This is a genomic window from Priestia sp. RMT2NF4, from assembly GCF_047872835.1.
GTDB lineage: Bacteria > Bacillota > Bacilli > Bacillales > Bacillaceae_H > Priestia > Priestia zanthoxyli.
In genome coordinates, this window is sequence record NZ_JBLQZO010000003.1 from 361129 (window position 1) to 380925 (window position 19797).

Here is a 19797-nt window from a genome sequence, read left to right on the forward strand (position 1 = left end):
CCTTTTTAGGACATTTGAATAGGTAGGATTTTTTATTTTTTTTTAGAAGTAGGGAGGCGCGCGTGTTGGAGCGTAACGGAATATTAGAGCGCTTGTTTAAACTATCAGAGCGCAACACAACACCAAAACAAGAAATACTAGCAGGACTTACAACTTTTATGACGGTCAGTTATATGGTAATCGTCAATCCCATTATCATGTCTGACGCGGGTATCCCTCGAGAAGCGGCTCTTGCAGCTACCATTTATGCCATTGTATTTAGTACGTTACTGATGGCTCTATGGGCAAACTTCCCGATTGTAACCGGTCCAGGGATGGGTTTAAATGCGTTTTTTACGTATTCAGTAGTATTAGGACAAGGATTGTCATGGCAAACGGCACTTGGAGCAGTTTTTATATCCGGGGTCTTATTTTTTGTTTTAACGGTAACAGGAATACGCGGAAAGATTATTGATGCCATTCCGAACGTATTAAAGTCTTCAATAGCAGTTGGAATTGGTCTTTTTGTTGCGTTTATCGGTTTGAAAAACGCTGGATTAGTTGTGGCAAACGAGTCTACTTTTGTAGGGCTCGGAAATGTCATGGATAAAGGCCCGTTACTTGCTATTTTTGGGCTGATATTAGCAGCTGTACTGATGGCTAAAAATGTAAAAGGTGCTCTTATTATAAGTATTTTTGCTACGACAATATTAGCAATGATTGTAGGAGTACAAGCAGTTCCTCATTCTCTGAAAGACGTCTTTTCAGCTACGCCGCCAAGCGTTGGAGAAACATTCTTTCAAATGGATTTAAAGGGTGCAGTTGCCTACGGCATTTTTTCAGTTGTATTTTCTTTCACCATCGTAGAATTATTTGATACGCTAGCGACATTGATTGGACTATCTAAAAAAGCAAACTTAGTAGATAAAAACGGTAAAATTCCAGGTTTAAATCGCGCGCTTGCAGCAGATTCAATTGGTACAATGGCGAGTGCTATTTTTGGAAGCACTGCGTTAAATACGTATATTGAAAATGCAACAGGTATTGCAGAAGGAGGGCGTACCGGCTTAAAGGCATTAACGGTTGCCATCTTATTTATATTTACCTTGTTTTTTGCACCGCTTATTCAATTTATCCCAAGCGTTGCTACTGCTCCAGCACTCATTATTATTGGTTCGCTTATGCTAAGTGACATTCGAAACGTTAACTTCGACGATTTCACTGAAGTTGTTCCCGCTTTCTTAACAATTGTCATGATGCCGTTAACCTACAGCATTGCAGAAGGGTTAGCATTCGGCTTCATTTCATACACAGCGATTAAACTGTTTACAGGACGCCATCGCGAAATTCATTGGATGATGTATGTAATCACCATTGCCTTTTTTATCAATTTTTATATGAGTTCCCATTAGGGATGAAAAAAGACGTAGCATTAAGCTACGTCTTTTTTGTAAAGGCTTGTTGAGGGAACAAACCTTTATTTCATTAAGGTTGATAAATATCCCAAGCTGTTTTTAATGAATCAACGATGTAGTTAGCTACTTCTTCGATATCTAAATTATCAGTTTCAACTTTTGAATGGTGGTTTGAATAGATAGCTTGACGGTCGTAAAATAGCTTTTCAATATCTTCTAAGCTTCTTCCTTGTAAAACAGGACGGCTATCAATAATCAAACTGATGCGTTCTTTCCAAGAATCCCAAGACAAATCTAAAAAGAATACGATGCAGTTAGATAAACAAATCTCTTGAATTTCTTCTTGTAAAAAAGCGCCTCCCCCTAAAGAAATGATTTTTAAGCGCTGCTGTGAAAGTCGACTTATTACTTCTTTTTCTTTTTGTCTGAAGAAAGTTTCACCGTGCTCTTTAAAAATCTGAGAAGTAGGCATATTAAATTCTTTTTCGATTTCTTGATCTATATCAACAAAATCTCTATACAATTTTTTGGCAACCATTTCTCCAATAGTTGTTTTTCCTACCCCCATAAAGCCGATAAACACAATACTTTTCTCTCTAAGAGATATGTCTTTATATGCCATTTTTAAGCCTCTTTCTGATTTTTAAATACAAATCGGATGTTATAGTAAATACTGAAATTATAATATAAATCCTTTAGTTTGTAAAAGCTACTATTCTTCTCTGAAATAAAGAAGAAATTATTTTTTAGGATGCATAGAAAGATACACCCGAGTATCTTTTTTGTGCTCATATTTTGGATTAGCGCTTCGCGTATATTCTTTTGACTGATGTTCTATATGGTAGTTCTGTTCAAATTGTTTGATTACTTCATTAATTTCTTCTTGTGTTCCCATTAATCTTACTTGCAGCATTGTAATGTCTCCTTCCATACACTTTGCTTTTTGACTATATCATGAAATGAAAAAGAAGTAATTTTATTTTTGTTGACGAACTTGTATATACAGGTTAGAATAAAAATATAAAACTTGTATATACAGGTTTGTGGTGAGATTTATATGGGGGATAGGAGATATAGGAGTAAAATGAAAGCGGAAACAAGGGGGAAAAGACATGAATCGAGAATCTGTTGAACGCATTGTAGAAGCCGTTGGCGGAAAAGAAAATATCTCTGCTGCAACGCACTGTGTAACGCGCCTTCGACTTGTTTTAAAAGATGAAGGTAAAGTCAATCAACGTATGCTAGATGAGCACGAATTAGTAAAAGGATCTTTTTCTACAAACGGCCAGTTTCAAGTTGTCATTGGTCAAGGCACGGTGGATAAAGTATATAAAGAAATGGTGGCGCTTACAGGTATAGGCGAGCTATCAAAAGAAGAAGTGAAAAACGAAGCGGCTAAAAACTTAAATCCGCTGCAGCGCGCAATAAAAACATTAGCTGACATTTTTATTCCTATTTTACCGGCCATCGTAACCGCGGGTTTATTGATGGGAATCAATAATGTACTAACAGGAGCCGGAATTTTTTACGATGATAAATCAATCGTAGATGTTCATACACAGTGGAAAGACTTCGCAAGCATGATTAATTTAATTGCGAATACGGCTTTTGCCTTTTTGCCAGCTCTTATTGGGTGGTCAGCTGTTACGCGTTTTGGAGGAAGTCCTTTATTTGGAATTGTCCTTGGGCTCATGCTTGTACATCCTGACTTGCTAAATGCTTGGTCTTACGGAGAAGCATTAAAAAAAGGAAGTATCGATACGTGGAATTTATTTGGCCTGCATGTTGAGAAAGTAGGCTATCAAGGACAGGTTTTACCCGTATTAGTCGCTTCATTCGTCTTGGCAAAAATCGAATTATTCTTACGAAAACGCATACCGGATGGATTTCAACTTTTGATTGTAGCACCTGTAGCTCTTTTAGTAACAGGGTTTCTCGCTTTTATTGTAATTGGTCCAATTACATTTGCAATAGGAAATGTTATTACAGATGCAGTTGTATGGCTGTTTAAAACGGCTCCATTTATTGGAGGGCTTGTATATGGAGGTTTATACGCTCCTCTTGTTATTACAGGGATGCACCATACATTTTTGGCCGTAGATTTACAGCTGATTGGAAGCGTAGGGAGTACGTTCTTATGGCCAATGGTAGCATTATCGAATATTGCACAAGGCTCTGCGGCTTTTGCGATAATGATTCTTTCAAAAAATGATGAGAAATTAAAAGGATTGTCTTTAACGTCAGGGGTTTCAGCGTGGCTTGGCATTACGGAGCCTGCAATGTTTGGTGTGAATTTGCGTTTTAGATTTGCTTTTATTTCTGCAGTGATTGGTTCAGCTATTGCCGGTGTTGTCATATCTGTAGCCGGAGTAAAAGCAACATCGGTGGGAATCGGTGGTATCCCTGCTCCATTATCAATTGTTCCACAGAGCTGGCCGCCTTTTATTATTGGAATGGTCATCGTAATCGTTGTGCCGTTTCTTTTAACGTTAACGCTCGGAAAGCTTCAGAAAAAATCAACCGTTACATCAACGGTCGCGGGTACAGACTCGTTTCAACATAATTCTAAGAATTAAATGGTGGTGTTAAAGATGCAAGAACCTTGGTGGAAAAAATCGGTTGTTTATCAAATTTATCCAAAAAGTTTTTATGATACAACTGGAAACGGCGTGGGTGATATAGCTGGCATTATTGAAAAGCTAGATTATTTGAAAAAGCTCGGGGTAAATGTTCTGTGGCTAACGCCAATTTATAAATCACCACAGCGGGATAATGGATATGATATAAGTGATTATTTTGTTATTCAAGAAGAATACGGAACAATGGAGGACTTTGATCGTTTAATAACAGAAGCGCATAAGCGGGATCTTAAAATTATCATGGATATTGTCGTTAATCATACGTCAACTGAACATGAATGGTTTCAAGAAGCTAAAAAATCGAAAGATAACCCGTACCGAGATTTTTATATTTGGAAAGATCAAAAAGAAGATGGAAGTGCTCCGACGAATTGGGTTTCAAAATTTGGAGGATCAGCGTGGGAGCATGATAAGCTGACAGAACAATCGTATCTGCACTTGTTTGATGTAACGCAAGCGGATTTGAACTGGGAAAATGAGCGTGTGCGCCGCAGCGTGTACGACATGATGACGTTTTGGCTTGAAAAAGGTGTAGATGGATTTCGGCTAGACGTCATTAACTTAATTTCAAAAGATCAGCGCTTCTTAGATGATGATGGTTCGGTTGCACCAGGGGATGGCCGGAAATTCTACACCGACGGTCCTCGCGTGCACGAATATATGCGGGAAATGAATCAAGAAGTTTTTTCAAAATATGATAGTATGACCGTTGGGGAAATGTCATCGACAACCGTTGACGACTGCATTCAGTACTCTCATCCGGACCGACGCGAGCTTAGCATGACGTTTAATTTTCATCATTTGAAAGTTGATTACCCAAACGGAGAAAAGTGGGCCCTAGCAGATTTTGATTTTATTAAATTAAAAGAGATTCTATCAACTTGGCAAACGGAAATGAATAAAGGTGGGGGATGGAATGCATTATTTTGGTGCAACCATGATCAGCCTCGCGTTGTTTCACGCTATGGAGACGACGAACTCTATCATAATAAATCTGCTAAAATGCTCGCTACAACGATTCATTTGATGCAGGGAACGCCTTATATCTATCAAGGCGAAGAAATAGGTATGACAAACCCGAAGTTTTCCTCTATTGATGAATATAGAGATGTGGAGTCATTAAATGTGTATGAAATAAAACGTGCACAAGGAATGGACGAAAATGAAATTTTGGAAATTTTAAAACATAAATCAAGAGATAATTCCCGTACACCGGTGCAATGGAACGATAAGCCGAATGCAGGTTTTACAAAAGGAAAGCCATGGATTCATCCGGCCGATAACTACCGTAAAATTAATGTAGAAAAAGCGTTAGAGGATAAAGATTCAATCTTTTATTTTTATCAAAAGCTTATTGCACTGCGCAAGCAGTACGAGATTATCACTTATGGAAACTATGAATTGATTCTTGGAGAAGACGAGCAGATTTTCGCTTATATCCGAAATGGAGCAGATGAAAAGCTGCTCGTGATAAACAATTTCTACGGCAGCGAAACAGCCTTTGAACTGCCAGAAAATCTAACTTTTGAAGGATATCATAGTGAAATATTGCTGTCTAACTACGAAGATTCACCAAAGGAATTCAAGCGAGTCTTACTTCGGCCGTATGAATCAATCGTGTATCATTTAAAAAAATAGAGAAAAAGTGAAAAGAACGATGGGTGACAATCTATCGTTCTTTTTATACAATTGGGTATATATAGAAAGTAAAATAGGTGATGGCAATTGAAAGAAAATAAATTTATCAGCATTTACGAACAGTTAGTCGATAAAATTAAACGCGGTGACTGGCGTCCTAATACAAAACTTCCTTCTGAAAATGAGCTTGTTGAACAGTATCAAACGTCTCGTGAAACGATACGGAAAGCGTTAAATTTACTCTCGCAAAATGGGTACATTCAAAAAATGAAAGGAAAAGGTTCTTTTGTATTAGACGTATCACGCTTTGATTTTCCAGTATCAGGACTTGTTAGCTTCAAAGAAGTCGCGGAAAAGCTAGGACATACGTCGACTACTATTGTAAAAGAGTTTGAATTAATCAAGGCTGATCAAGATTTGTGCACACAGCTTGGCGCAACGAAAAAAGATCTCATATGGAAAGTAGTTCGAGCACGTGAAATCGATGGAGAAAAAATTATTTTAGATAAAGATTTTTTTCATAAAAAATATGTTCCTCACCTCACAAAAGACATATGCAAAGGCTCTATTTATGAATACTTAGAAAAAGATCTTGGGCTGAAAATCAGCTTTGCTAAAAAAGAAATTTCCGTTGACGAGCTGACGGACGAAGATAAATGTTACTTAGATTTGAAAGATTATGAACATATTGTGGTAGTAAGAAACTATGTGTATCTAGAAGATGCAAGCCTTTTTCAGTATACGGAATCACGTCATCGTCTTGATAAGTTTCGTTTTGTGGATTTTGCTCGCAGAGGTATATAATGGTTCACTGCCCATGAGTTTTTCCTTTTTGTAGATGTTTACAAAAAACTGCTTTGGTATAAAAAACAAAGCAGTTTTCTTATGGGGAAAACTGAAAAAACGTAATCCTTTTGACGATAAAATTCTAAAAAGGTTGAATTTTTATTTAGAGTTTGTTTTAGTAGAACATAAGATTATTTTATATTTGTATAATGTTATTCATACGGTATACAGATTTATTGATCTTTTTTTTATTAGATATATAAGAAAATGTTATTTGAAAATGATAACTTCATTAGTAATTCTAATAAACCTGTCTAACTACAGCATTAAAGGGAGCTGCTCAAACAATACTAAGTAAAAAGGAGGAGACGGAATGAGTAACGATTATCGACTTTATCCTCTTGGTGATAGCGGCATTGTCGTTTCATTTGGAGACGAAATTAATTTCGGTATACATAAACGTATTCAGCAATTTACTGAGGTGCTAGAGCAATCATTATGTAAGGGAATGATTGAATATGTGCCGGCTTTTACGACGGTTACAATCTATTATGATCCTTGGATAATGAGTGAAAAAGGAAGAAGAAATCCTTACACAGCAATATCTACATATATTGAAGAACTGCTTTTCCGCCAGGAAGAAAAATCTGAAGCGGTCGCTAGACAAATTGATATTCCGGTGTGTTACGGAGGAAAGTACGGCCCGGACTTAGAGAGAGTAGCTGCTTTTCATTCATTAACGCCTGATGAAGTTATCTCCGTTCATACAAACGGAGAATATTTGGTGTATATGATAGGCTTTGCTCCTGGTTTTCCTTACTTAGGAGGGATGAGTGAAAAAATTGCGACTCCAAGGAAAGAATCACCGAGAAACAGCATCCCAAAAGGGTCAGTTGGCATCGCAGGAATGCAAACCGGCGTGTACCCAATTGAAACACCTGGAGGATGGCAGTTAATCGGGCGTACTCCTCTTACACTATTTAACCCAGAAAAAGACTCGCCAAGCTTACTTCAAGCAGGTGATCGTATCCGATTTGTTTCCATTTCTGAAACGGAATATGAAGCACAAAAGGAGGTGGATGAAGATGAGTATTAAAGTGATGCGTCCTGGTTTATTAACAACGATTCAAGATATCGGCAGACATGGATATCAAAAGGACGGCATGATTGTCAGCGGGGCAATGGACAAAGTTGCTTTAAGGATTGCCAACTTATTAGTAGGAAATCAAGAAAATCAGCCGGTTATTGAAATTACGTTAATGGGACCAAAAATTGAATTTCAGCAAGATGCTTTAATTGCCCTGACAGGAGGGGATTTATCGCCAACTGTTAATGATGAAGCCGTAAAGATGTGGCGGCCTTTATATGTGAAAAAAGGGAGCGTGCTGCAGTTTGGTGTTCCGACTTTAGGTTGCCGTTCTTATTTATCGGTTTCCGGTGCCTTTAACGTTCCTGCAGTTATGGGAAGTACATCTACTTCGCTTCGCGCTCGGATAGGAGGGCTGCACGGTAAAGCATTACAGTCAGGTGACGAAGTATTAAGCCATCCTCCTACAGAAATAGGGGAAGCAATTATAAAGAAACTGGTGAAAAAGCAAACGGACCGCTCTTTTCAGCAGGCTTTTTGGACCATTCATCCTAAACTTCTTCCTTCATACGAGACGCCTATTATCCGCACGATGAAAGGTGCGGAATTTGATTGGTTTACGAAAGAAAGTCAACAACATTTCTTTAATCAAGAATTTGACGTTACGCCGCAATCTGACCGAATGGGCTATAGACTAAAAGGGAAGAAACTAGTCCTTCAGCAGGAAAAGGAGCTGCTTTCTAGCGCTGTGACGTTTGGTACAATTCAAGTACCAAAAGAAGGACAGCCCATTGTTTTATTAGCAGATCATCAAACGACAGGAGGATACCCTAGAATCGGGCAGGTAGCAACTGCCGATTTTTCGGCGCTGGCACAAGTTTCTCCAGGGCAAAAGGTTTCTTTTCAATTCGTTTCACTGGATGAAGCGCAGCATTTATATATGGAGCAGGAAAAGAAAATCAATCATATTAAAAGAGCACTTCGAATGAAAATATAAGGGGGAAGAAAATGGCTACCGTTGATTTGAACTGTGACTTAGGTGAGAGCTTTGGGAACTATAGATTAGGAAATGATAAAGAAATTTTACGCTATGTAACGTCAGCAAACATTGCTTGTGGCTTTCATGCCGGAGATCCTTCGGTTATGAGAGAAACAGTAAAGCTGGCTTTGAGTGAAAATGTGGCGATCGGCGCGCACCCCGGATTGCAAGATTTAGCTGGATTTGGACGTAGATATATGAAAATTACGCCTCGAGAAGCTTATGATTTGATGGTGTATCAAATGGGGGCTCTTTCAGCTTTTATACGTGCAGAAGGAGGGGCCCTTCATCATGTGAAACCTCATGGCGCTTTATATAATATGGCTGCAGGGGATCGAGACATAGCTAAAGCTATTGCTGAAGCTGTTTATAATGTTAGTGAGGAAGCTATTCTATATGGTCTTGCTGGAAGTGAATCGATTAAAGCTGGAAACGAAATCGGCTTGCGTACGTCTCAGGAAGTATTTGCAGATCGAACCTATCAACAGAACGGCATGCTGACGCCGAGAAACGTTGAAAACGCCGTGATTCAAGATGAGAAAGCAGCTATTTCTCAAGTAATTAAAATGGTCAAAGAAAAGAAAGTATTCACTGTGCAAAATGAAGAGATTCCGATTCAGGCAGATACCGTCTGTATTCATGGAGACGGTGCACATGCTGTTGAATTTGCCAAAGCTATTTGTGACAAGCTAAAAGAAGAACAAATCATTATTCAACCACAATGAGGTGACATCATGAAAAAAGAACGCAACTGGAGCGTGCTCCTCGGAGCAGCATTTTTAATGGCTACTTCAGCAGTGGGTCCAGGTTTTTTAACTCAAACAACTGTCTTTACACAAGCTCTCGCCGCAAGTTTTGGTTTTGTCATTTTACTGTCGATTTTATTAGACATTGGCGTTCAGCTAAACGTATGGCGTATTATTGCCGTCTCAGAAAAAAGAGCACAGGATATTGCTAACAGTGTTTTCCCAGGTCTCGGTTTATTTATTGCTATTTTAATTGTAATCGGAGGCTTAGCATTTAATATTGGAAATGTAGGAGGAGCGGGTCTTGGCTTCAATGCGCTATTTGGTATTTCTCCTAAAGTTGGTGCAGTTATTACAGCCATTATTTCTATTGCCATCTTTTTAGTCAAAGAAGCCGGAAAATTAATGGATCGTTTTGCTCAATTAATGGGCGGAATATTAATTATTTTAATGGTGTATGTTGCGGTTTCTTCCGCTCCGCCAGTAGGAGAAGCGGTATCTAAAACATTTTGGCCGGATCACATTGACGTAATGGCGATTGTTACTCTTGTAGGAGGAACGGTAGGAGGATATATTACATTTGCAGGAGGTCACCGTTTATTAGATGCAGGAATCAAAGGAAAAGCCGCGATTCCGGAAGTAACAAGAGGAGCAGTATCCGGCATTACGATCGCTTCGATCATTCGAATTTTTCTATTTTTGGCAACATTAGGTGTGTTGAGTCAAGGGTTAAAACTGAATCCCGATAATCCACCAGCCTCTGTTTTTCAGTTAGCCGCAGGGGATATTGGCTATAAATTATTTGGTGTCGTCATGGCAGCAGCGGCTATCACTTCAGTTATTGGTTCGGCATATACATCGGTTTCCTTTATTAAATCCTTCAGCAAAAGGATTGAGAAATATGAAAACTGGATTATCATTGCATTTATTACGATTTCAACCCTGGTTTTCTTAACGATTGGTCAGCCGGTCACGCTGCTCATTTTAGCTGGAGCATTAAATGGGTTAATCTTACCTATTACACTCTGTACAATGCTTATAGCGGCGTATAAAAAGAAGATAGTAGGGGATTACAAGCATCCGACTTGGCTTACCGTTTTTGGCGGTTTTGTGGTCGTTATTATGGCTGTGCTAGGAGTCTATACGCTTGTGACTCAAATGGCAAAACTGTGGTAAGAAATTCTATAACCAATTAAAAAAGGGCCAGAAGGCCCTTTTTTAATTGGTTATAGGCAATACATATAAAATGATTGCTAAAAAGTGAAGTACGGTTCCGCCAAGAACAAACATATGCCAAATCATATGGTGAAAACGAAATCCTCGCCATACGTAAAAAACGGCTCCGATTGTATACAACACGCCTCCAACTACAAGAAGGACAATTCCTTGATGGGCAATGTTTTGAGTTAACGAATCCCACGCAAACACAATCATCCATCCCATAAATACGTAAAGAATGGTGGAAATAAAAAGGAATTTCTTCACAAAAAAAGCTTTGAATACAATTCCTGCAAGAGCGATGCCCCATACAATTCCAAAAAGTGTCCAGCCGGTGGTTCCTTTTACTGCGATAAATAAAAATGGAGTGTACGTACCGGCAATAAACAAATAAATAGAAGAATGGTCAAATATCTCAAAAAGATCTTTTACCTTACCTTCCGGAAAGCTATGGACAAGCGTAGAGGAGACATAGAGAAGCAGCATGGTTACTCCGTAAATAGTAAAACTGATAACATGCCAAGGCGTTCCTTCTAACGAAGAAAGTACGATTAAAAGCGTTAATCCCACAATGCTGAGTACGGCTCCAACGCCGTGTGTAATCGCATTTGCAATTTCTTCTCCTCTTGTAAATGTGTGTGTAGTAGCCATTTACAAAATCCTTTCTTTACACAAATTTATCTTCTATTTTCTCAGAGGATCAGTTTTGAACATACCTGCTGAGAAAAAATCCGTAACGGTCAAAAACATGAGTGAAAAGTTCATTGGTTATTTCTTTATTATAGACCATTCTTTTGATTTTATCTATTTTGACTGGAGGTCCGAAAAGAGGAAAGATATATATGTGAATGTTCACTAGCTGTAAAAAGCATGTATAGAAGAAAAAAATGCTTTTTGAAAAAATGGCAGAAAAGTTGTCATGAAGGCATGATTTTGAAATACATATAAAATAAAACTTTTAACAGTCAAGGTTACGATTACTGCTTAGCTCATTTGCAATAGATAAGTAACAAGATTGTAAGAAGGCAGGGGGATGGAAGCAGTGAAAAAAGAAGTTATTTTTGATGAAACAGGCACATACAAATATTCTCTATTATGCAAATGGAGTGAAGTAAACGAACGTAAACTTACGTTTATCTTGTCCTTTCCAGAAAATACGTATGAATACAGCGATGATACAGCTGTATCCAAATGCATAGAACTGGCGCAAAAGTGGGGATTTGGAGTTTTAGAAATCGTTTATTTATTCAGCTATCAAACCGATCATGTTTCGTTTTTACGCATGCTTTCAAAAGAAGAAGCTGTTGGAACAAGAACAGGTGAATATATTCAAAAGGCTGTGGAAGATGCTGAACTAGTTGTGGTAGCTTGGGGTGATCATGGAAGCATTTATAACCGGCAAGAGGAAGTAGAACGCTTTTTGAAACACAAGCCGGTATACTGTTTTGGAAAAACGAAGCAGCAATTTCCTCGCCATATTTTATCCGTCGTGCACCGTACAGAATTACAGAAATACGAAGTGCCGGCTAATCGTGAAGAGTCAGAAGAAGTTTCTTCGTTTATTGAAGACATAGATCAAAGTTTTGGTGGAGAGGATTATTCTCCAATTAAACAACTAACAGAAGAAGAACCGCTTATGTTTATTGAAGACATTGCCAGTATGTATCGATAAAAAGGAAAAGCGAGGTTTATATTCCTCGCTTTTTCGTTAGTATAAAACACCAAGTTTTGTCATATGGTTGTATCAAGAAGCGTGTGTGAAGGGGGAACTTTATGAAGTTGAATGAAGTGTTGCACCGCATCACAACTATTTACAATGAGTTAGAAGAAGAGTGCTTTCAATATATAGGGACTGTGATCAATGAAAATGCAGAGCTGGATATTTCTCGTCTAGAAGAATTAAGTACGCTGTTAAACTTCGTATATGAATGCTCACAGGATGTATTAGTAGGTTCTATTTTAACAAAATTGGATTATGGACAACCCATTTATCAATTTGCTATGTTAAAGCCTATTTCCCTTGAAGGAAATGAAGATAAGTTAGATATTTTATATGAAGAAAAGGTAAAAGTAGAAAGAGCGATTCTAGATGTGTATACAGCTCAGCGAAAGAAGTTATTGACTCAAGCAGCTGAAGACTTAAAAGAACTGCACTACGAGCTGCAAACTTACGTGTATGCTTGCAACATATAAGTGAATCTGTTGAAATAGCAAGGCATATATACAAATAAAAGGGAACATGTTAGGATAAGTAAAAAGAACTCCTAATCAAAGAGTTCTTTTTACTGTAAAATATATGATTTTGAACTAGTCAAGCATAAAGACGGTGGTAATGGCAGTTACCCTTTTCTTTGTGCTTTTTTTATCCGATTGTGTTGATGATGCTGCTTACTGCGTTAAAAAAGTTCATAAGTACCTCGTTTAGCATGTAATATGCCTCCTCTCTTACTCAATATGTACAATCAAATTATCCAATTGTGTTAATGATGCTGCTTACCGCGTTAAATAAGTTCATTAAAACGTCGTTGAACATGTTTGCAACCTCCTTTATGATAGATTCATATAGTAATACGAGAAAACATAAAGTTTGGATCACATTTTTTTAATGTTTTTTTAGAAAAATAGTTAAAAAAAGAGTTTAATGGAGGTTGAAAAAGATGAATTCGTTTACAAACGACGAAAAGCAAGCGGTATACAAAGCGATTTACGGAAGAAGAGATGTACGCACATTTTTGTCTGATGAGATTCCGAATGAAACGGTTTATAACATTCTACAGGCTGCTCACAGCGGACCTTCCGTCGGGTTTATGCAGCCTTGGAATTTTATATTAGTATCTGATACAGAAGTGAAAAATAAACTTGCCTGGGCAGCAGATAAAGAGAGAAGAGCACTGGCTATTCATTATGAAGGTGAAAAGAAAGAAGATTTTTTAGAGCTAAAGATTCAAGGATTAAAAGAAGCGCCGTTAACTATTTGCGTAACGTGTGATCCAACAAGAGGGGGCTCTCATGTTCTCGGAAGAAACTCAATTCCAGAAACTGATATGATGTCAACTGCGTGTGCGATTCAAAATATGTGGCTTGCTTCATATGCAGAAGGACTGGCAATGGGATGGGTAAGTTTTTATAAAAAAAATGATGTACGTGACATTTTACATATTCCTCCTCATATTGATCCTGTAGCGCTCATGTCAATTGGCTATACAGATAAATACCCTGAGAAACCAATCTTAGAACAAGCTAACTGGGAAAAAAGAAGGGATTTAGACAAGCTAATTTATCATAATGTATGGGAAAATGAAAAAGAATAGCGGAGAGAAAATAAAGACATACTAAAAAGCGCTGAAATATAGTAAAATTTGAATATTAAATGATACACTATATATAGCGAAAGCGGATATGAGCGTCTAGCGTATCCGTTTTATTTATATGTATACAAATGACTTGGGAAAAAGAGAGATAGGAGAATTGAAGGTTTCATGAATATTGCAAGAAGTTGGCTTCACAACAAACTTACTGTTCGCATCATTACGCTTATTATTATTACAGTTTTACTTGTCAGCATTAGAAGTATGCTTCAGCTGCTGTTATTTACGTTTATTTTTACCTTTTTAATTGGTCGTCTTCAACAAACGTTAAGAAGAAAGCTTCCGCTTAATTCAACGCTTATACTCATCGTCATCTATATCGCACTGATTGGTGCTCTCGGTATTGTAGGATATGTATATATCCCGGTTATTATGACGCAAGTTACTGAGCTTGTACAGAAGCTGATGTATTTTTACAAGCACCCCCCTGATAATACATTCGTCACCTATATTATCGATAATCTAAAGAGATTTAAATCACCAGAAAATATTCAGCAGAATATTGATTTAGTATACAGCTATTTATCTAATATTGGAAAAGTAAGTGCACAAGTTTTCTTAGCACTCTTGTTAAGCCTATTCTTTTTACTTGAAAAGTCGCGGATTCACCGATTATTTGTCCAACTGGAACAATCTAGGCTGGGCTGGTTTTTCAAAGAAGCTGGCTATTTGGGGAGAAAATTTGTTAATTCCTTCGGCAAGGTAATAGAAGTTCAGTTTATTATCGCTTTTGTGAACAGCATTTTATCCGTTATTGCCCTGTGGGTGTTAGGGTTTCCTAATTTGCTTGCGCTTGGCGTTATGGTCTTTCTACTAGGGCTAGTGCCGGTTCTTGGGGTATTTGTTTCACTCATTCCGCTTTGTACAATCGCTTACAGTTTAGGAGGCGGTGTAAAAGTACTATCTGTGTTAATTATGGTGGTAGTACTTCACGCACTTGAAAGCTATGTATTAAATCCAAAGCTTATGTCATCTAAAACAAACTTGCCAACATTCATTACGTTTATCATTTTAGTATTTGGTGAACATTTCTTGGGCGTATGGGGGCTGATTCTTGGTATTCCTATTTTTATTTTCTTTTTAGATCTCGTAGGAGTAGATTCAGCACAGCAGCTGTCAAAAAAAGAAGAGACTGGGACAAAATGATTTTAGACGAGGTGAAAAACGAACCATTAATCAAGATGTTTGATTAGTGGTTCGTTTCTTTTTTTAACGAGCGTATCGTTTTTTGAATGACTGGATGATCTCGATGCTTAAGTTTATAAGCAAGAAAGATCTGATTTTTTACCGCTAAATGTTCAAGTTCGATTTTCACCTTTTTTTCTTGGAGCGCTTCTTGAATCAAATAGCGGGGAAGCAGGCTGATTCCCATGTGATGCTGAATGGCTTTTAACACTGTTTGAAGATTTGGAATCACATGATGAGGCTGAATTTCAGGCCGTTTTTTAAAATGCTGTCGCCAAAAACGCCTGATAATAGGAAGTTCAAGGCCATAGCTAATCCACCGCTGATTGTATAAAAAATCCTCTATGTCTTCATTGGGTGTCATTTCAAAAGAAGGAGGGACGGTTAAGACAAACTCTTCTTCTTCAATGACCGTATATTCGACTCCTGGTATTTGCAATCTTTGGGTTGTAATCGCAATATCAATTTCGTCGTTTTGTATCTTTTCAAGTAAAACAGAAGCAATACCAAACTGGCTGTAGCAGCGGATACCTGCATCTTTTATTCTTTCTAAAGCTTGTTCGGTAAAATACTCTACGGGAGAACCAATTTTTACGACCGGCAGCGCGTCGGGAGATGAAGCGGTCATTTTTAATTCAATTGAAGCAGCTTCTAGACTTTCAATTAACGGGACAATACGCGTGTACAGTTCTTTACCTTTTTCTGTTGGAATCATCTTTCTTGGTGCACGGATAAATAAACCTTCGCCTATTTCAGCTTCTAAAGCAGCTAAGTGCTGACTCATGGCCGGCTGCGTTAAGATCCTCGCTCTGGCTGCTTCAGAAACGGATCGATATTTGTAAATGCTAATAAAGCTGCGATACCATTCAAAATCAATCATTTATGCTATCCTTTCTTATAAATTTATTTATGGATATCTATTTATTTTCTAATTTGTATTATAGACAAGCTCTCTTTAAAATAAAAATAGTAAGCAAATCATTTTTAGATAAAATAATAAAAGTAACGCTAAGCAAATGATTTAAAAAGGAGAGTTAGACTGTGAAAGCATTATTATTGCAAGATAAAAATAAATGGACAGAAATGAAAGTAGAAGAAATAGAAAAACCTCTTCCAAATAAAGGAGAAGTAGTAGTTGAAGTTCACGCAGTGGGACTTAATCCAGTGGATTATAAAACGGCTACTAATGGAAATCCTCATTGGACATATCCTCACATTCTAGGTTTGGATGTAGCTGGGACAATTGATGAAGTTGGAGAAGGAGTAGTTGACTGGAAAAAAGGAGACCGCGTTGTCTATCACGGGGACTTTATGAAAAAAGGCGGATATGCTGAATATGCGGTCACAACTGCTCATTCAATTTCGCGCATTCCTGATGCTGTTACATTTGAAGAAGCTGCTGCTTTGCCTACTGCAGGTTACACGGCGTATGAAGCACTATTTCGTAAATTTCCAATGAACCATATTCAAACCATCTTAATTCACGGAGGAGCTGGAGGCGTAGGGGGCTTTGGCGTGCAGCTTGCTAAAAACGCTGGAAAAACCGTTTTCTCAACAGCTTCAGCACATAATCATGAGTATGTGAAGTCGTTAGGCGCTGATTATGTAATTGATTATCGCGAGGAAAATGTCGTGGAAAAAGTATTGGAGCTGACAAATGGCCGCGGCGTAGATGCTGTGCTTGACACGGTGAGCGCAAAGAACGCAACGGATTCTTTAGATATGATTGCCTATAGAGGACATTTAGCACATATTGCTGGTGCACCTGACTATACAAAAGTAAAGCCTTTTACAAAAGTGATTTCTTATCATGAAGTAGCTTTAAATGCTGCACACCACATTGATGACATGATGGCGCAAGCGGATTTAGCAAAAATGGGCGATGAGCTTTTAGCATTAGTAGCAGAGAAGAAAGTAGCTCCGATGATTGAGCGCATCATCTCGTTAAAAGAAGTGCCAAGTGCATTAGAAGAGCTTTCAAAACGCCATGTGAAAGGGAAAATCATTGCTAAAATTAAATAATAGCAGGACAGAAAAGACTCTTTTATTACAACTAATAAAAGAGTTTTTTTCTGCTATTTTCTTTTTTTGCGTTACTTCACTTATGAACTGCATATGATAGAAGATAATCAAATATAGCAAACCGGTGCATATAAGCTTTTTTTACTAGTAAAATTGCTTTGAAATCGTGAAATTTTGAATAGTTTGAGTTATGATGAAAGAACGTGAAATTTGTATGATTGAAAGGAGAAAAAAGGTGCAAGGGTTTATTGATTTTGTACAAAACTTAGGCATAGTGGGCATCTTTATTGCTACAGCAATCGAAGCTGCGGCAATTCCTTTTCCGTGTACGTTATCGATTTTGCTCATTGGCTCGGTGCTGCAGCTTTCAATATGGAAAATCCTTATTGTTTCAGCTGTCAATACCGTTATTTATATCGCATTCAACTATATTCCGTTCGTTATGGGATACAGGTTTGAATCTATTACCAAACGCTGGTTTGGTGAAAAAAATATAAAGCGTGCCCAAAAATGGTTTCATAAATACGGAAAATGGAGTATTACGATTTCTCGTCCCATCAGTATCGCAAACTATATAACCTATTTGGCAGGCCTTAGTAAAATCAAATCTAAGGACTTTGTTTTATACAGCACCTTAGGCATTTTTCCGTGGTTTGTTTTTTTGCTCTATGTAGGAGGACTTGGAGATATTGAAAAAATCCAAAAATATTTGCATGATGTAGACCGTTTAATATTTGTTATTCTTATAATCGGAGTGATAGTTGGTGCAGGCTGGTGGATGAAAAAGAGAAAAAGTACATAAAAAAGACCGGACCAAATAAGTGATTCCTTAAAATAAGAGCGCTTTTATAGTAAGGTTTTTATAACTCAAAAGAGCCGCCTCTAAGTCGAAACCCTGACTTAGAGGCGGCTCTTTTATTCAACTATAAACAGCCCGCCAGCTTCTATAAGACGTAATATCCTCCGCATCTTCTGTCGCGTGAGCTTCACAAAGAAAACCCGCTACTTCACTGTCGTCTTCGAGAGTGATTTTGCCTAGTCCAAGAGGAGAAGGGATAGAATCGGTAAAAGAGCCGAGTAGTGATAAAGGCATTTCCCAAAGTTCAACTTCAATTTTTTCTCCTTGTTGATGTGTTCGCAGCAGCCCCGGTTTTGCTGGAGAAGTAGGCAGTTTAAAAAGCTGGTAATAAGGAGCGGTTTGGTCTTTTCGTACGAATGAAGCTCCGTGTTCACGCATTTGAAATTCAAGTGGAAACCCGCGCATATGCAAACCGCAAACAGCTACTAAGGTTGTATCTTTTTTTGAATCAACCGTTCGTTCACCATTTAAAAACAATTCGCTAAGCCCACAAATAAATTGTTCGCCGTCAAATGTAGAGAAAAATGAAATGCCAAACGGTAAATCAAGATCTGCATCTTGAGATGGAAGAGAGACAGCACATAAATCGAGCAAGTTACAATGGTTTGTAAAACGCCCCATGTCACTGTTTGTTTCAATTGGATTTTCTCTTACTTGTTCCCGCGTCCACGTCCCGCCTGCTGTCGGCATAACAAGAACAGCATTTTTAAGCTGATGATATGCTTGGTGTTTAAAGGATTGAAGCTTATGTGAAGCTTGAAATAAAGCCGCAGCATCATATTCTGATTTAGCTCCTGAACGAAGGACTTGCTCGGTTACAGGAAATGCTGTTTCTTCATGAGAAGTAATAAATTCTCCTAAGTCAGCCCAGCGCTCCGCTACGTATGGGCCGTCATACAATAAAGCAGCTGCTTCGCTTAAATACGAGCCGTCAATGTATTCAATGGGAATAGATAAATCTTCAATCTTTTTCACTGCTTGCTTCCAAGCTTCCTCGTACTGTTCAGCAAACGGTCCGTAAAATGAGAGCGGTTCTTTTACCATACAAATTTTTTCAGGGAGAGCCGAAGAAGCCCGAACAACAGAGCGTGACCATGGATCTTGATCGTCTACTCCTCTAATAATAGAATCTACAAGTACTACATCATTCCATTCATGAGCAAAAGCAGTGACGCAGTCTAAGCTTTTACACGCCGGAACTACACCTGCAGATGGCCACGCTCCGAGAGAAGGTTTATAGCCAATTAAACGGTTTAAACCGGCTGGAACGCGCCCTGAACCTGCTGTATCGGTACCTAAAGAAAAAGCAGCGTGCCCGCGAGCTACGGATACAGCTGACCCTGAGCTCGATCCGCCGCTAATGAGCTCGGACTTTAACGCATTGTGCGTTTCGCCGTAAGGGCTTCGTGTACCGACCAGCCCTGTAGCAAATTGGTCCAAGTTGGTCTTTCCAAGAGGAATAGCACCTGCATCAATAAGACGTTGAACAACCGTAGCATGTGCAGAAGGGATATACGTATATTCTTTACATCCGGCTGTCGTTGGTACATGTGCTATATCAATATTATCTTTAACGGCGAATGGAATTCCCCATAAAGGTAACGCTTCAGGGCTTAGGGTAGCTAAGCGATCGAGATAAGATTTTAACTCACCGAGTGTAGGAGGGGTAATCCAAATGTTCATATCTTTGTCAGCTTCTACACGCGTAAGAATTTGATGTACTACATCTTCCGGAGTTAATTCTTTTTTGATATACATATCACGTAACCATTGAACCGAAAATGTTTTAGGCAAACTAACTGTTTTCATTGTATCC

At 38.3% G+C, this 19797-nt stretch carries 19 protein-coding genes; 14 read left to right on the top strand and 5 right to left on the bottom strand.

The window, feature by feature from the left end; all coding sequences use genetic code 11:
• Nucleotides 1-65 precede the first annotated feature (65 nt).
• Nucleotides 66-1391: an NCS2 family permease gene (locus ACMX9J_RS15320; protein ID WP_016763224.1), complete on the top strand. Its 1326-nt coding sequence runs from the start codon at nucleotides 66-68 to the stop codon at nucleotides 1389-1391.
• A gap of 73 nt (nucleotides 1392-1464) precedes the next feature.
• Here ACMX9J_RS15320 and ACMX9J_RS15325 read toward each other — a convergent pair whose 3' ends face one another.
• Together ACMX9J_RS15325 and ACMX9J_RS15330 are read right to left on the bottom strand one after the other, a co-directional pair.
• Nucleotides 1465-2016: a shikimate kinase gene (locus tag ACMX9J_RS15325; RefSeq protein ID WP_416225931.1), complete on the bottom strand. Its 552-nt coding sequence runs from the start codon at nucleotides 2014-2016 to the stop codon at nucleotides 1465-1467.
• Nucleotides 2017-2133: 117 nt separating this feature from the next.
• Nucleotides 2134-2307, bottom strand: a complete 174-nt coding sequence (locus ACMX9J_RS15330; RefSeq protein WP_080963424.1) for a YvzF family protein — start codon at nucleotides 2305-2307, stop codon at nucleotides 2134-2136.
• A 199-nt stretch (nucleotides 2308-2506) separates the two neighbouring features.
• Between ACMX9J_RS15330 and treP the strand changes: the two genes are divergently transcribed.
• From treP to ACMX9J_RS15365, 7 genes are all read left to right on the top strand, one after another.
• Complete coding sequence (gene treP, locus ACMX9J_RS15335) at nucleotides 2507-3970, top strand: PTS system trehalose-specific EIIBC component (RefSeq protein WP_416225932.1); 1464 nt, start codon at nucleotides 2507-2509, stop codon at nucleotides 3968-3970.
• Between the two features lie 15 nt (nucleotides 3971-3985).
• Entirely contained in the window at nucleotides 3986-5671 is a 1686-nt protein-coding gene (treC, locus tag ACMX9J_RS15340) for an alpha,alpha-phosphotrehalase (RefSeq protein WP_047751567.1), read from the top strand.
• A gap of 87 nt (nucleotides 5672-5758) precedes the next feature.
• A complete protein-coding gene (gene treR, locus ACMX9J_RS15345; protein WP_028412210.1) occupies nucleotides 5759-6475 on the top strand; it encodes a trehalose operon repressor in 717 nt (238 codons plus the stop codon).
• Nucleotides 6476-6830: 355 nt separating this feature from the next.
• Nucleotides 6831-7553: a 5-oxoprolinase subunit PxpB gene (gene pxpB, locus ACMX9J_RS15350; protein ID WP_416225933.1), complete on the top strand. Its 723-nt coding sequence runs from the start codon at nucleotides 6831-6833 to the stop codon at nucleotides 7551-7553.
• Nucleotides 7543-8541 (top strand): biotin-dependent carboxyltransferase family protein, encoded by a 999-nt coding sequence (locus ACMX9J_RS15355; RefSeq protein WP_028412212.1) that lies wholly within the window; start codon nucleotides 7543-7545, stop codon nucleotides 8539-8541. Before pxpB ends, ACMX9J_RS15355 begins: the two co-directional genes overlap by 11 nt.
• Nucleotides 8542-8552: 11 nt before the next feature.
• Nucleotides 8553-9308: a LamB/YcsF family protein gene (locus tag ACMX9J_RS15360; RefSeq protein WP_034269755.1), complete on the top strand. Its 756-nt coding sequence runs from the start codon at nucleotides 8553-8555 to the stop codon at nucleotides 9306-9308.
• A gap of 9 nt (nucleotides 9309-9317) precedes the next feature.
• Nucleotides 9318-10505 (top strand): NRAMP family divalent metal transporter, encoded by a 1188-nt coding sequence (locus ACMX9J_RS15365; RefSeq protein WP_416225934.1) that lies wholly within the window; start codon nucleotides 9318-9320, stop codon nucleotides 10503-10505.
• A gap of 42 nt (nucleotides 10506-10547) precedes the next feature.
• Here ACMX9J_RS15365 and trhA read toward each other — a convergent pair whose 3' ends face one another.
• Nucleotides 10548-11198 (bottom strand): PAQR family membrane homeostasis protein TrhA, encoded by a 651-nt coding sequence (trhA, locus tag ACMX9J_RS15370; protein WP_013055671.1) that lies wholly within the window; start codon nucleotides 11196-11198, stop codon nucleotides 10548-10550.
• A 382-nt stretch (nucleotides 11199-11580) separates the two neighbouring features.
• Between trhA and ACMX9J_RS15375 the strand changes: the two genes are divergently transcribed.
• The 4 genes from ACMX9J_RS15375 (at nucleotide 11581) to ACMX9J_RS15390 (ending at nucleotide 15061) form a co-directional block, all read left to right on the top strand.
• On the top strand, nucleotides 11581-12219 hold the full coding sequence (locus tag ACMX9J_RS15375; RefSeq protein WP_217916040.1) for a DUF1643 domain-containing protein: 639 nt from the start codon (nucleotides 11581-11583) through the stop codon (nucleotides 12217-12219).
• Between the two features lie 101 nt (nucleotides 12220-12320).
• Nucleotides 12321-12740, top strand: a complete 420-nt coding sequence (locus ACMX9J_RS15380) for a hypothetical protein (RefSeq protein ID WP_016763238.1) — start codon at nucleotides 12321-12323, stop codon at nucleotides 12738-12740.
• Between the two features lie 464 nt (nucleotides 12741-13204).
• Nucleotides 13205-13858 (top strand): 5,6-dimethylbenzimidazole synthase, encoded by a 654-nt coding sequence (bluB, locus tag ACMX9J_RS15385; protein ID WP_013055676.1) that lies wholly within the window; start codon nucleotides 13205-13207, stop codon nucleotides 13856-13858.
• A gap of 168 nt (nucleotides 13859-14026) precedes the next feature.
• Nucleotides 14027-15061: an AI-2E family transporter gene (locus tag ACMX9J_RS15390; protein ID WP_028412216.1), complete on the top strand. Its 1035-nt coding sequence runs from the start codon at nucleotides 14027-14029 to the stop codon at nucleotides 15059-15061.
• Nucleotides 15062-15104: 43 nt separating this feature from the next.
• On the opposite strand, the gene ACMX9J_RS15395 is transcribed toward ACMX9J_RS15390, so the two are convergent.
• Nucleotides 15105-15980 (bottom strand): LysR family transcriptional regulator, encoded by an 876-nt coding sequence (locus tag ACMX9J_RS15395; RefSeq protein ID WP_033578188.1) that lies wholly within the window; start codon nucleotides 15978-15980, stop codon nucleotides 15105-15107.
• A gap of 161 nt (nucleotides 15981-16141) precedes the next feature.
• On the opposite strand from ACMX9J_RS15395, the gene ACMX9J_RS15400 reads away from it, so the two are divergent.
• A complete protein-coding gene (locus tag ACMX9J_RS15400) occupies nucleotides 16142-17122 on the top strand; it encodes a zinc-binding dehydrogenase (protein WP_033578189.1) in 981 nt (326 codons plus the stop codon).
• A 235-nt stretch (nucleotides 17123-17357) separates the two neighbouring features.
• Complete coding sequence (locus ACMX9J_RS15405) at nucleotides 17358-17924, top strand: DedA family protein (protein ID WP_223260295.1); 567 nt, start codon at nucleotides 17358-17360, stop codon at nucleotides 17922-17924.
• Nucleotides 17925-18041: 117 nt separating this feature from the next.
• Here ACMX9J_RS15405 and atzF read toward each other — a convergent pair whose 3' ends face one another.
• Nucleotides 18042-19790 carry an allophanate hydrolase gene (gene atzF, locus ACMX9J_RS15410; RefSeq protein WP_416225935.1) on the bottom strand — a complete coding sequence of 583 codons (1749 nt, stop codon included), beginning with the start codon at nucleotides 19788-19790 and terminating at the stop codon, nucleotides 18042-18044.
• Nucleotides 19791-19797 lie beyond the last annotated feature (7 nt).